This window comes from Cupriavidus sp. FW216-B1, from assembly GCF_058789195.1.
In genome coordinates, this window is sequence record NZ_JBYTEL010000040.1 from 1 (window position 1) to 12,856 (window position 12,856).

The following is a 12,856-nucleotide window of genomic DNA, read 5'->3' on the forward strand; positions in this document are numbered from 1 at the left end:
CTTCGGCGCCTAGCGTCACCGACCGTCCAACTTTAGGGGGTCAGTTCACCGGGGGAGCGAAAGCCTTTGACTTTGACTTTGACTTTGACGTTCAGCCGTTGACGTTCAGAAGTTGACTTTGACGTTCAGCCACCGACGTCAAACCATTGAAGCCAAAGCCAACTTCGAAGTCAGCCAATCCCCCCCACCACCCCGAACAAAAAAATCCCCCTACCCACCATACCCCTCAGTCCGAATATCCAACCTCCCCAGCAAAGCCCGATCCCGATCCGCCTGCGGATTGGCCGTGGTCAGCAACCGGTCTCCATAAAAAATGGAATTGGCCCCCGCCATGAAACACAACGCCTGCAACGCATCGTCCATCGCCTCGCGCCCGGCCGACAGCCGCACCATCGCCCGCGGCATGGTGATGCGCGCCACCGCGATGGTGCGCACGAACTCGAACGGGTCGATCGGCTCGGCGTGGGCCAGCGGCGTGCCTTCCACGGCCACCAGGTTGTTGATGGGCACCGACTCGGGATACGGGTCCATGTTGGCGAGCTGGGCGATCAGCCCGGCGCGCGCGTCGCGCGATTCGCCCATGCCGACGATGCCGCCGCAGCAGACGTGGATGCCGGCGTCGCGCACGTGGCCGATGGTGTCGAGGCGGTCCTGGTAGGTGCGGGTGGTGATGATCTCGCCGTAGAACTCGGGCGAGGTGTCGAGGTTGTGGTTGTAGTAGTCCAGGCCCGCTTCCTTCAGGCGGCGCGCCTGCTCGGCTTCGAGCATGCCGAGCGTGACGCAGGTCTCCAGGCCCATCGCCTTGACTTCCTTGACCATCTCGATGACCGGCTCGAGGTGGCGCTCCTTGGGGCTGCGCCAGGCCGCGCCCATGCAGAAGCGGCCGGCGCCGCTGGCCTTGGCGGCGCGCGCGGCTTCGAGCACTTCGTCCAGCGCCATCAGCTTCTCGGCCTTGACGCCGGCGTCGTGGTGCGCGCTCTGCGGGCAGTAGCCGCAATCCTCTTCGCAGCCGCCGGTCTTGATCGACAGCAGCGTGGAGAGCTGCACGGCGTTGGGGTCGAAATTCTCGCGGTGCACCTGCTGGGCGCGGAACAGCAGGTCGTTGAACGGCAGCGCGTAGAGCGCGGCGACGTCGGCCACGGACCAGTCGCCGGGCTTGGCGGGCGCGGGTTCGGCGAAGCGGCGGGCGGTCTGGCGCAGGCTGTCGGCGGAGATGGTGGCGATGGCGTCGCCGGCGAGGGTGTTATTGGTCATGGTCGTTTCCGTGTTCTGTCTTGTCTTGGGGGATAGGTTCCGCGCGCCGCGCTCAGCCGAGCAGCGGCGCGAGCGCCAGCCGGCCGGCGGCTTCGGCCGGCGGCACCTGCCACGGCAGCGTGCCGAGCAGGGGCGCGTCCAGCGTGCGGCGCAGCGTGTCGATGTTTTCGTCGGCGAGGTCCATGTCCGGGTCGATGCGGTTGGCGATCCAGCCGGCCAGGCGCAGGCCGCGCGCGCGCACCGCCTCGGCGGTCAGCAGCGCGTGGTTGATGCCGCCCAGGCGGATGCCCGCCACCAGCACCACCGGCAGGCCGAGCATCACGGCGAGGTCGGCCGTGTCCCAGCCGCCGTCCGCGGCCGGCGCGCCGTCGAGCGGCACGCGGAAGCCGCCCACGCCTTCGACCACCACCGCATCGGCGCGCGCCCGCAGGGCGGCGAAGGCGGCGCGGATCGGCTCGCGCGTGATGCGCGCGCCTTCGGCGGCGGCGGCCAGGTGCGGCGAGGCCGGCGTGCGCAGCAGGAACGGGCAGGTCAGCGCCCGCGGCACGTCCACCGCGCTGGCCGCGCGCAGCTGCGCGACGTCGTCGTTGTGCCAGTGGTCGCCGCGCCATTCGCTGCCGCTGGCCACGGGCTTCATGCCCACGGCATGGCGGCCGGCGGCGCGCAGCGCGTGCAGCAGGGTGGCGCTGGCGTGGGTCTTGCCCACGCCGGTGTCGGTGCCGGTGACGAAGCACGCGAACGGGGCCGCGCTCATGCTGCCGCTCATGCGATCTCCCTGCGCGGCACCACGCTGCCGAGGCTGGCCAGCAGGCGCTCCACGTCGGCCTGCGCGTGCGCGGCCGAGAGCGTGATGCGCAGCCGCGCGGTGCCGGCCGGCACCGTGGGCGGGCGGATCGCGCCGACGCGGATGCCGTCGGCCTCGAGCGCCGCGGACAGCGCCAGCGCGGCCACGTTGTCGCCCACGATCACCGGCTGGATGGCGCTGGCGCTCTCGCCCAGGCGCCAGCCGGCGGCGCGCGTCAGGCCGGCCAGGCCGCCGCGCAGCGTGCGGATCAGCGCGGCCAGATGGGCGCGGCGCTGCCGCCCTTCCTCGCCGGCGATCAGCGCCAGGCTGGCCGACACCGCGTGCGCCACCGCGGGCGGCGCGGCGGTGGTGTAGATGTACTGGCGCGCGGTGTTGATCAGGTGCTCGATGATGGTTTCGTGCGCGGCCACGAAGGCGCCCGCCACGCCGGCGGCCTTGCCCAGCGTGCCGACGTAGATCAGGCGCGGCGAGGTCAGCGCGAGATGCTCGAGCACGCCGCGGCCGGACTCGCCCAGCACGCCGAAGCCGTGCGCGTCGTCGACGATGATCCAGGCGTCGTGGCGCTCGGCCAGCGCCAGCAGTTCGTCCAGCGGCGCGAGATCGCCGTCCATGCTGAAGATGCTGTCGGTGACGATCAGCTTGAGCGGGGTGGCGGCGCCGGCCAGCAACTGCTCCAGCGCGGCCACGTCGCGGTGCGGGTAGCGCGTCACCTTGGCGCGGGCCAGGCGCGCGCCGTCGATCAGCGAAGCGTGGTTCAGTTCCTCGCAGAACAGCGTGGCGTCGGCGCCGCCGAGCGCGCTCAGCACGCCCATGTTGGCCATGTAGCCGGTGCAGAAGTACAGCGCGCGCGCATGCGGGATGTGGGGCGCGAACCATTCGCCCAGCTCGCTCTCGAGCAGGTGGTGCGCCTGCGAGTGGCCGCTCACCAGGTGCGACGCGCCGCTGCCCGCGCCGTAGCGGCGCGCGCCCTCGGCCATCGCCTCGACCAGCGCCGGGTGGTTGGCCAGTCCCAGGTAGTCGTTGCTGCAGAAAGTCAGCAGCGCGTGGCGCTCGCCGCCGGCGTCGCTGACTTCCTGGTGCGGCGCGCACGCGGTGTGGGCAGTGCGGCGGCGGCGCGTGAGGGCCTGCTCGTCGCGCTCGGCGGCGGCCAGCTTCAGGTGTTCAAGCAACATCGTGCGTCTCCGTGGGTTGCGCCGGCGCGGCGGCTGGTACGTCTGCCGGCGCGGCGGCCGGTCCGGACAGTACCGTGTCGAGCGTGGCGTGCAGCCGGTCCGCCAGCCATTGCGCCATGTCCGCGTCGAACACGTAGGGCGGCATGACGTAGAGCGTGCGGCCGATCGGGCGGATCAGCACGCCGTGCGCGCGCGCGGCGTGGTGGAAGCGCGCGGCGAAGTCGCCGGCGCCACCCGGCACGCAGGCTTCGCGCACGTCGGCGGCCCAGATCAGGCCGCGCTGGCGCACGTGCTCCAGCCGCGCGTCGGCGGCCAGCGCGGACATGGCGCGCGCCAGCCACTGCGCGCGCTCGCGGTTACGCGCCACCACGCCGTCCCGCGCGAACAGGTCGAGCGTGGCGAGCGCGGCGCGGCAGGCGAGCGGGTTGCCGGTGTAGGAATGCGAATGCAGGAAGCTGCGGGCGCGGTCGGGGTCGGGGTCGTGCGCCGCGGTGACGAAGGCGTGCTGCAGCGCGCTGCGCGACATCACCAGCGAGAGCGGCAGGTAGCCGCCGCTGATGCCCTTGGACAGGCACAGGAAATCGGGCCACAGGTGCGCCGGCAGCGGGCCATCCGCGGCGGGCTCGCCGCGCGACTGCTCCCAGGCGAAGAAGGTGCCGGTGCGCCCGCAGCCGACCGCGATCTCGTCGGCGATCAGGTGCACGCGGTAGCGGTCGCACAGCGCGCGCACGCCGGCCAGGTAGAGCGGGTCGTGCATCGCCATGCCGGCCGCGCACTGCACCAGCGGCTCGACGATCAGCGCCGCGATCTGGCCGCCGCGCGCCTGCAGCAGCGCCTCCAGCTCGGCGAGCGCGCGCTGCGCCACCTGTGCCGCGCTCTCGCCGGGCGCGGCCTGGCGCGCGTCGGGCGACATCACCACGTGCGACTGCATCAGCATCGGGTCGTAGGCGTCGCGGAAGATCGCCACGTCGGTCACCGCCAGCGCGCCCACGGTCTCGCCGTGGTAGCCGTGGCGCAGGCAGACGAACTCGCGCTTGCCCGGCAGCCCGGTGTTGCGCCAGTAGTGGAAGCTCATCTTGAGCGCGATCTCGACCGCCGAGGCGCCGTCGCTGGCATAGAACACGTGGCCCAGCGCGCCGCCGGTCAGCGCCGACAGGCGCTCGGCCAGCTCCACCGCCGGCGCGTGCGTGCAGCCGGCCAGCATGACGTGCTCAAGCGTGTCGAGCTGCGCGCGCAGCGCGGCGTTGATGTCGGCGTTGGCGTGGCCGAACAGGTTGACCCACCACGAGCTGGTGGCGTCGAAATAGCGCTGGCCGTCCTCGCCGTGGAGCCACGGCCCCTCGCCGCGGGCGATGGCCAGCGGCAGCTCGCCGGCGTCGGGCCGCAGCGGCGTGCAGGGATGCCACACCGCGCGCAGGCTGCGTTCGCCGAGCGACGGCGCGGCTAGCGCCGCGCGCGGGGATTGGGACTGGTTGTCCAAGGAAACCCTCCTTTGTTGACCGCGCACCGTGCCGGCCGGGCCGGCGGGCGCCGGCGCGGCGGCACTCGCGTGCGCGTTGGGGAGAGTCATGGTAGGGAGCTCCCCTGCCCCTTGGCAAACAGGCCCGGTTTTACACGTTAGCGGCATGTTGGGCGACAAACCGCGAAGAAGCCGGCAAGCGTCCGGCATCGTGCCGCCAGCATGCGCCGATCCGCGCAGCGGATGTGGCCGATGCGCCGCGGCGCGCTCAGGATGGCGGGCCGGACGGCGGCCCCGGCTCCCGGAAAAGGCGCGCCGCCGCGCCCCCCGGCGTCATGGCGCCTCCCCCAGCATGTCGCCATCCACATAAAGCCAGCGCGGCGCCTCGCCGGCGGCGCGCGGCTCGCGCACGAAGCGGCTGCGCTCGTGCAGCCGCCACGCGCGCCCGCCGACCTTGTAGCGCGCGACGAACTCCACCTGCGCGTGGGTCTCGTCCTGCTGCGCGTGCGCCTTGATCGCCAGCCCGAGCCAGCGCGTGGCGGTATCGGGCGCGAGGTCGGGCGGGCAGGTCGACGGATGCCAGGTCTGGCGCAGCCACGCCACGTCGCCCATCACGTAGGCGCAATAACGCGAGCGCATCAGTTGCTCGGCATTGGCCGGCAGCGCCTCGCCGCGGTGGAAGCGCCCGCAGCAGGCGGCGTACTCGCCACCGCCGCACGGGCAGGCCGCGGCGCCCGCGCCAGGCTTGCGCGCATCTTTCATCCGATCCGCTCCGGCAGCTCGCGCATGTCGGCGAAGGTGCTGCCCGCGCCGGCCGCCAGCAGCGTGGCGGCAGCGTTGCGCGCGGCATAGCCGAACACCGTCATGCCGGCCGCCACGCCGGCGGTGATGCCGGCCGGGCTGTCCTCGATCACCGCGCAGCGCGCCGGCGCCACGTTCATGGTGCGCGCGGCCAGCAGGTACACGTCGGGCGCGGGCTTGCTGCGCGCGACCTCGGTGGCCGAGAAGATGTGCTCGCGCTCGTCCTGCCGGAACAGCTCCACCAGCCCGGTGCGGGTCAGCTGCAGCTTGACCTTGATGCGGTCCGCGCCGGAGGCCACGCACACCGGCAGGCCGGTGGCGGCAATGGCGGCGACCGCCTCGCGCACGTGCGGCACGGCCTGCACTTCGGCCTCCAGCACCGCGTTGCGGCGCGCGAACCAGTGCGACAGCCAGTTCTCCGGCAGCGGCGCGCCGCGCCTGCGCTCGATGTTGGCGAGCTCCTCGCGCACCGCGCGGCCGAGGAACCACTCGGTGGATTCCTCCAGCGAGATGCGGATGCCGAGCTCGTTGAGCATCTCGTTGAGCACGCGGTTGACGATGGGCTCGCTGTCGACGAGCACCCCGTCGCAGTCGAAGATCACGCAATCGAAACGGGGATGGCGGACCGGCCGGATACTGGCATTCATGCGGGTTTCTTTTCCTTGCTGCTGTCTGTGTTGCTGGTTGTGCCGCCGCCGGCCACCGCGCGCAGTTCGGTCTGGCGGCGGCTCTTGAGATGGGCCTCGATCTGCTCGAAGCGGTCGAAGCCCCAGAACGGCTCGCCGTCGATGATGACGAAGGGCGAGCCGAACACGCCCTTGGCCATCGCCACCTCGATCTCCGCCTTGAGCTGGTCCTTGATCTGGAAGCTGCTGGCGCCGGCGTCCATCGCGTGCGCGTCGATGCCGAGCGGCTCGGCCAGCTTCACCAGCTCGGCCGGCTCGGCGATGTTGACGTCGTCGACGAACAGCGCATGGTAGACCGACTTGGCGAAGGCCGAGGCGATGTCCGCGCCGTGATGGTTCTGCAGCCACAGCATGGCGCGCGCGGCCTGCGTGGTGGGCAGCGGGAAATGCGTCGGGCGCTTGTACTCGATGTGGTGGAAGGCCGCGGTGCGCTCGAAATCGAGCCAGCAGTAGTCGCCCTTGAGCGGCACGTGCGGCAGCGGCGCGCTGCCGGTGGTCTTGAACACCACCCCGAGCAGGATCGGGTGCCAGGCCACGAAGCGGCCGTATTTCTGCGCCAGCTCGTCGATGCGGGTGCTGGCAAAGTAGCCGTAGGGCGAGGAAAAATCGAAGTAGAAATCGATGGGGGCGGTCATGGCGTGGGGGACTCCTGGGGTCTGGCCGGGTTCGATGCTGCGTTGGGTTGGTGCTGCACTGGGTTCGGTGCCGTGCTGCCGCGCCGGCTTGGCGCGCGGCAGCCGTCAGGATAACGCGCGCGCGATCAGGATCTTCTGGATGTCGCTGGTGCCCTCGTAGATCTGGCAGACGCGCACGTCGCGGTAGATGCGCTCGACCGGGAAATCGCTGACGTAGCCGTAGCCGCCGAATACCTGGATGGCGGCCGAGCAGACCGCCTCGGCCATCTCGCTGGCGTAGAGCTTGGCCATCGCGGCCTCCTTCAGGCACGGGCGCCCGGCGTCCCGGAGCGAGGCCGCGTGCCACACCATCTGGCGCGCCACCTCGATCTTGGTGGCCATCTCGGCCAGGCGGAACTGCACCGCCTGGTGCGCGAACAGCGGCTGGCCGAAGCTCTCGCGCTCCCTGGCGTAGGCCAGCGCCGCCTCGAAGGCCGCGCGCGCCATGCCGATGCTCTGCGAGGCGATGCCGATGCGCCCGCCTTCCAGCCCCGACAGCGCCATCTTGTAGCCGGCGCCTTCGTCGCCGAGCAGGTTGGCGGCCGGCACGCGGCAGTCCTCGAACACGATCTGGGCGGTGTCGGACGAATGCTGGCCGAGCTTGTCCTCGATGCGCGCGACCACGTAGCCGGGCGTGGCGGTCGGCACCAGGAAGGCGCTGATGCCGCGCTTGCCGGCGGCCTTGTCGGTCACGGCCAGCACGATGGCCACGTCGGCGTTCTGGCCGCTGGTGATGAACTGCTTGACGCCGTTGAGCACGTAGTGGTCGCCGTCGCGCACGGCGCTGGTGCGCAGCGCGGCCGCGTCCGAGCCGACGTGCGGCTCGGTCAGACAGAACGCGCCGAGCATCTCGCCGCGCGCCAGCGGCACCAGCCACTGCCGCTTCTGCGCCTCGCTGGCGAACGCCATCAGCATGCTGCACACGGGGCAGTTGTTGACGCTGATGACGGTGGAGGTGCCGCCGTCGCCGGCGGCGATCTCCTCGAGGATCAGCGCCAGCGAGAGATAGTCCAGCCCGGCGCCGCCGTACTGCTCCGGCACCGCCACGCCGTAGGCGCCGAGCGCGGCCAGCTCGCGGTGCACGGCCTTGGGGAAGGTCTTGTCGCGGTCCCACGCGGCGGCGTGCGGCGCGATCTCCCGTTGCGCGAACTGGCGCACGGCGTCGCGGATCATTTCCTGTTCGGGTGTGAGCAGCATGTCGTCCCTGTCTCTCTATCTCTGTTCTGTTTTTCCGCGCGGCCGGCGCCGCGCGGCGCCGGCCCGGCTCACCACGGAATCACCGCGCCGTCGTAGTTGCGGAAGCCGCCGTTGTCGTGCCGCGTGGCGCCGGCCATCACGCGGCGCATGCCGGCCACGCTCTGCTGCGGCGTGATGTCGGCTTCCTTGCCGCCCATGTCGGTCTGCACCCAGCCCGGGTGGAAGGCCAGGCAGGTGGCGTGGCGCGCGTCGAGCGAGGCGGCCTTGAGCGCGGCGTTGGCGGCGGCCTTGCTGACGCGGTAGAGCCAGCTGCGGTTGCTGTCCATCGCGCCGATGCTGCCCATGCGCGAGGCCAGCACCGCCAGCACGCCGCCCTGGCCGCCGCGGCCGGTTTCCACCATCGGCAGCAGCAGCGGCAGCGCCATCATCGGGCCGAGCACGTTGACGTGCATCACGGCGTCGAAGTCCTGGCGCGAGACCGGCTGCGCGCCTTCGGTGCGCGGGCCGATCACGCCGGCGTTGTAGACCGCCACGTCGAACGATTCGCCGTCGAGCTTCCAGCCCAGCCCGGCGACCTGCCCGGCGTCGGTCAGGTCGGCGCGCAGCGCCTCGGCGCCGAGCGCCTCGATGGCGGCGATGCCTTCGTCACTGCGCGCCACGGCCAGCACGCGCCAGCCGTCGGCGCGGTACTGGCGCACGAATTCGAGGCCGATGCCGCGCGAGGCACCGAGGATAAGAGCGGTAGGCAAGACGGACTCCTTGTTTCTGGTCGATGGATTGCGGGGCCGCGGCCGCGCGCCGCCGGGCGGCGCGCGCCGGATGCCCCGGGTGGTCAGATGATTTCCAGCCCCACGGCGGTGGCCTCGCCGCCGCCGATGCACAGGCTGGCCACGCCGCGCTTGCCGCCGGTCTTGCGCAGCGCGCCGATCAGCGTGGCCATGATGCGCGCGCCCGAGGCGCCGATCGGGTGGCCCAGCGCGCAGGCGCCGCCATGGATGTTGACCTTGGCGTGCGGGATCTTGAGGTCGTGCATGGCGGCCATCGGCACCACCGCGAACGCTTCGTTGATCTCGAACAGGTCGACGCTGTCGGTGGTCCAGCCGAGCTTGCGGTAGAGCTTGCCGATGGCCTCCACCGGCGCGGTGGTGAACCAGCCCGGCTCCTGCGCGTGCGTGGTGTGGCCGAGCAGGCGGGCCACCGGCTGCAGGCCGAGGCGCTTCGCGGTGGACTCGCGCATCATCACCAGCGCGGCGGCGCCGTCGTTGATCGACGACGACGAGGCGGCGGTGATGGTGCCGTCCTTGGCGAACGCGGGCCTGAGCGAGGGGATCTTGTCGAGCTTGATGCGGCGCGGGCCTTCGTCGGTGTCGATGACGGTGTCGCCGCCGCGCCCGGGCACCGTCACCGCGGCGATCTCCCAGCGGAAGTCGCCGCGCTCGGTGGCCTGCTGCGCGCGCCGCACGCTTTCCATCGCGAACTCGTCCTGCGCGGCGCGCGTGAAGCCGTACTTCGACGCGCAGTCCTCGCCGAAGGTGCCCATCGAGCGGCCGCCGCCCTTTTCGTCGCGGATATAGGCGTCCTCGAGGCCGTCGAGCATCATGTGGTCGAAGATCATGCCGTGGCCGATGCGGTAGCCGCCGCGGCCCTTGGGCACGAGATAGGGCGCGTTGGTCATGCTTTCCATGCCGCCCGCCACCGCGACCTCGAACGCGCCGGCCAGCAGCGCGTCGTGCACGGTCATGGCCGCGCGCATGCCGGAGCCGCACATCTTGTTGACGGTGGTGCAGCCGGTGCCCATCGGCAGGCCGGCGCCGAGCGCGGCCTGGCGCGCGGGCGCCTGGCCCAGGCCGGCCGGCAGCACGCAGCCGAACACCACTTCCTCGACCTGCTCCGGCTTGAGGCCGGCGCGCTCCACCGCGGCGCGGATGGCGGCGGCGCCGAGCTGCGGCGCGGTCAGCGTGGCGAACTCGCCCTGGAAGGCGGCCATCGGCGTGCGGGCCGCGGATACGATGACGACGGGATCTTGCATGGTATGTCTCCGTTGATGTGTGGGTTGCAATGGCGGGCGGCGCGAACCGCCCTGCCGTGAATGCGCCGCTGCCGCGCCGCGCGCGTCAGCGGATCGACGCCTGCGGCGGATCGCCGAACTGGCGGTACGCCGCCTCGAGCTGCCGGTGCAGCTCGTCGTTGCTGCTGGCGGCCATGCCGAGGTCGCGCAGCAGGCCGTCGGACACGCCGTAGACCCAGCCGTGCACGGTCACTTCCTGGCCGCGGCTCCAGGCATCCTGCAGCACGGTGGTCTGGCACACGTTGTTGACCTGCTCGATCACGTTGAGCTCGCACAGCCGCGTGTGGGCATCTTCCTCGCGCGTCACGGTGCCCAGGTAGGCGCCGTGCTTGTCGGCCACGTCGCGCACGTGGCGCAGCCAGTTGTCGGCAAGGCCCACGCGCTCGCGCATCAGCGCGACCTTCACGCCGCTGCAGCCGTAGTGGCCCACCACGGTGATGTGGCGCACCTTGAGCACCTCCACCGCGAACTGGATCACCGACAGCGCGTTGAGGTCGCTGTGCACGATCACGTTGGCGATGTTGCGGTGGACGAACACCTCGCCGGGCGCCAGCCCGAGGATCTGGTTGGCCGGCACGCGCGAATCGGAGCAGCCGATCCACAGGTACTCGGGCGCCTGCTGGTTGGCCAGGCGCATGAAGAAGCCGGGGTCTTCCGCGTTGACGCGGTCGACCCACTCGCGGTTGTTGCGGAACAGTTGATCGATGGCGTCACTCATGCTGCCCTCCTCGCGGCGGCAGCGGGCTCGCCGTAGCGGTTGATGAAGCGCTCTTTGACGTCGTAGGCATAAAAGTCATGGATGTGTCCGGCCAGCAGCCGGTCCTTGTGGCCCTGCCACATGGCGGGGTCGAAGAAATCTTCGTGGTGGCGCAGGAACGCCGCGCGCACGCGCGCGTCGCCCAGCAGGAAAGTGCGGTAGGTCTCCGGGAAGATGTCGTGGCGGCCCACGCTGTACCAGGGCTCGCCGGACATCTCCTCCTCCTCGTTGCGCGGCTGCGGCACGCGGCGCACGTTGATGTCGGTCAGGTATTCGATCTCGTCGTAGTCGTAGAACACCACGCGGCCGTGGCGCGTGACGCCGAAGTTCTTGTACAACATGTCGCCGGGGAAGATGTTGGCGGCGATCAGCTCCTTGATGGCGTTGCCGTACTCGACGATGCCGTGCTCGACCTGCGCGTCCGAGCCTTCCTGCAGCCAGATGTTGAGCGGCGTCATGCGGCGCTCGATGTAGACGTGGCGCACCACGATCTCCTCGCCGCCGTCCTTGCCGCGCTGGTATTCGATCATCGACGGCGCGTGCAGTTCCAGCTCGCGCACCAGCGCGTCGTCGAAGCGCGACAGCGGGAAGGCCACGTCGGAGTATTCGAGCGTGTCGGCCATGCGCCCGACGCGGTCGTGCTGCTTGACGAGCTGGTACTTGGACTTGACCAGCTCGCGCGTGGTCTCCTTGGGCGCCGGGAAGAAGTCCCTGATGACCTTGAACACGTAGGGATACGACGGCAGCGTGAACACCAGCATCACCAGGCCCTTGATGCCGGGCGCGCTGATGAACTTGTCCGACGAATGCTGCAGGTGGTGCAGGAAGTCCCGGTAGAACAGGTTCTTGCCCTGCTTCTGCAAACCCAGCGAGGTGTAGATTTCCGCGCGCGGCTTGCGCGGCATGATGTCGCGCAGGAAGGTCACGTAGGCCGAGGGAATCTCCATGTCGACCATGAAGTAGGCGTGCGTGAACGAGAACAGGATCAGCAGCTGTTCCTTCTTCAGCAGCACCGTGTCGAGCAGGAGCCTGCCGCCCGGCGCGTGCACAATCGGGATGGCCAGCGGGTAGGTGCGGTCGGCGTTCACCACGCGGCCGATGATGAAGGCCGACTTGTTGCGGAAGAACAGCGACGACAGCACGTGGACCTGGAAATTCGGCGCGATGCGGAAGTCGCCGAAATACTCGGTGACGGCGCGCACCACGTAGTCGATGTCGCGCCGCAGGTCCTCGAACGGCAGATCGAGCTGGAAGTTGTGGACGATGCGCTCGAAGCAGGCCGCCATGCCGGCGCGGCTGCCCGGGTAGTAGGCGCGGAAGGTCGGCCGCGTGGGCGACTCCTCGTTCTCGATGTACTCGGTCGAGATGGCCGGGCGCACGAAGATGAAGTCGTTGTTGAAATACGAGCGGTGCAGGATGCGCGTGCACACCGAGTTGAAGAAGGTCTCGGCCAGCTCGGGCTGGTGATGGTTGGTCAGCAGGCCGATGTAGTGCAGCTTGATCTGCTGCCAGATCTCGTCCTCGATGCGCTCGGCGTCGTATTCGTCCTCCAGGATCACGCTGGTCTCGCGCACGCGCTCGTTGTAGAAGGCGATGCGGTCGCGCTGGAGCTGCTGCAGGCCGTGCCAGTCCGCCGCCTCGAAGCGCCGCTTGGCTTCGTGGCTGACCTCGCGGAACAGGCGATAGTGCTTGTCGAACCCGTCCAGCATGGTGCGGGCCACGTCGTAAGCGATCTGCGAGGACAGCAGCTTGGGGAAGTGGGACATGGCGCGGGCCGGTGGCAAGGAAAAAGCGACGACTGCGAGCAACGACTGCGAGTTTCCGGAGATTGTAAATTGGTTCGAGGGGCCGGCGCTGCCTGTTTGGCGCGATGGCCGGACGCCGGCCCGCTTGTCACGCTGGCGTCACATCGTCTCGGCGTACAGTTCGCGCCCGATCAGCATGCGGCGGATCTCCGAGGTGCCCGCGCCGATCTCGTACAGC

At 70.5% G+C, this 12,856-nt stretch carries 13 protein-coding genes; 1 reads left to right on the forward strand and 12 read right to left on the reverse strand.

Translation table 11 applies throughout. The features are described 5' to 3' along the window. Positions 1–210 precede the first annotated feature (210 nt). From bioB to aceK, 12 genes are all read right to left on the reverse strand, one after another. Positions 211–1,254 (reverse strand): biotin synthase BioB, encoded by a 1,044-nt coding sequence (bioB, locus tag AC3WXD_RS34510; protein WP_492325689.1) that lies wholly within the window; start codon positions 1,252–1,254, stop codon positions 211–213. Positions 1,255–1,306: 52 nt separating this feature from the next. Further along, complete coding sequence (bioD, locus tag AC3WXD_RS34515) at positions 1,307–2,020, reverse strand: dethiobiotin synthase (RefSeq protein ID WP_492325690.1); 714 nt, start codon at positions 2,018–2,020, stop codon at positions 1,307–1,309. Then, entirely contained in the window at positions 2,017–3,231 is a 1,215-nt protein-coding gene (gene bioF / locus AC3WXD_RS34520) for an 8-amino-7-oxononanoate synthase (RefSeq protein WP_020206777.1), read from the reverse strand. Before bioF ends, bioD begins: the two co-directional genes overlap by 4 nt. Further along, positions 3,221–4,711: an adenosylmethionine--8-amino-7-oxononanoate transaminase gene (gene bioA / locus AC3WXD_RS34525; RefSeq protein ID WP_492325691.1), complete on the reverse strand. Its 1,491-nt coding sequence runs from the start codon at positions 4,709–4,711 to the stop codon at positions 3,221–3,223. The genes bioF and bioA overlap by 11 nt, the downstream gene beginning before the upstream one ends. 312 nt (positions 4,712–5,023) lie before the next feature. Next, positions 5,024–5,452, reverse strand: a complete 429-nt coding sequence (locus AC3WXD_RS34530; protein ID WP_020206775.1) for a YchJ family metal-binding protein — start codon at positions 5,450–5,452, stop codon at positions 5,024–5,026. Next, a complete protein-coding gene (locus AC3WXD_RS34535; RefSeq protein ID WP_059414774.1) occupies positions 5,449–6,138 on the reverse strand; it encodes an HAD family hydrolase in 690 nt (229 codons plus the stop codon). The genes AC3WXD_RS34530 and AC3WXD_RS34535 overlap by 4 nt, the downstream gene beginning before the upstream one ends. Further along, positions 6,135–6,812: a 2-hydroxychromene-2-carboxylate isomerase gene (locus tag AC3WXD_RS34540; protein ID WP_020206773.1), complete on the reverse strand. Its 678-nt coding sequence runs from the start codon at positions 6,810–6,812 to the stop codon at positions 6,135–6,137. The genes AC3WXD_RS34535 and AC3WXD_RS34540 overlap by 4 nt, the downstream gene beginning before the upstream one ends. 105 nt (positions 6,813–6,917) lie before the next feature. Further along, a complete protein-coding gene (locus AC3WXD_RS34545) occupies positions 6,918–8,048 on the reverse strand; it encodes an acyl-CoA dehydrogenase family protein (protein WP_059414771.1) in 1,131 nt (376 codons plus the stop codon). Positions 8,049–8,116: 68 nt separating this feature from the next. After that, the gene (locus AC3WXD_RS34550; RefSeq protein ID WP_020206771.1) at positions 8,117–8,797 is read right to left on the reverse strand and encodes an SDR family oxidoreductase; all 681 of its coding nucleotides are present in this window, start codon (positions 8,795–8,797) and stop codon (positions 8,117–8,119) included. Between the two features lie 83 nt (positions 8,798–8,880). Then, complete coding sequence (locus AC3WXD_RS34555; protein WP_492325692.1) at positions 8,881–10,077, reverse strand: acetyl-CoA C-acetyltransferase; 1,197 nt, start codon at positions 10,075–10,077, stop codon at positions 8,881–8,883. 85 nt (positions 10,078–10,162) lie between these two features. Beyond that, entirely contained in the window at positions 10,163–10,834 is a 672-nt protein-coding gene (gene can / locus AC3WXD_RS34560) for a carbonate dehydratase (protein WP_020206769.1), read from the reverse strand. After that, the gene (gene aceK / locus AC3WXD_RS34565) at positions 10,831–12,639 is read right to left on the reverse strand and encodes a bifunctional isocitrate dehydrogenase kinase/phosphatase (protein ID WP_492325693.1); all 1,809 of its coding nucleotides are present in this window, start codon (positions 12,637–12,639) and stop codon (positions 10,831–10,833) included. The genes can and aceK overlap by 4 nt, the downstream gene beginning before the upstream one ends. On the opposite strand from aceK, the gene AC3WXD_RS34570 reads away from it, so the two are divergent. After that, positions 12,623–12,856: hypothetical protein (locus AC3WXD_RS34570; protein WP_492325694.1), on the forward strand; the 234-nt coding region annotated here is incomplete at its 3' end. The two genes, aceK and AC3WXD_RS34570, sit on opposite strands and share 17 nt — an antisense overlap.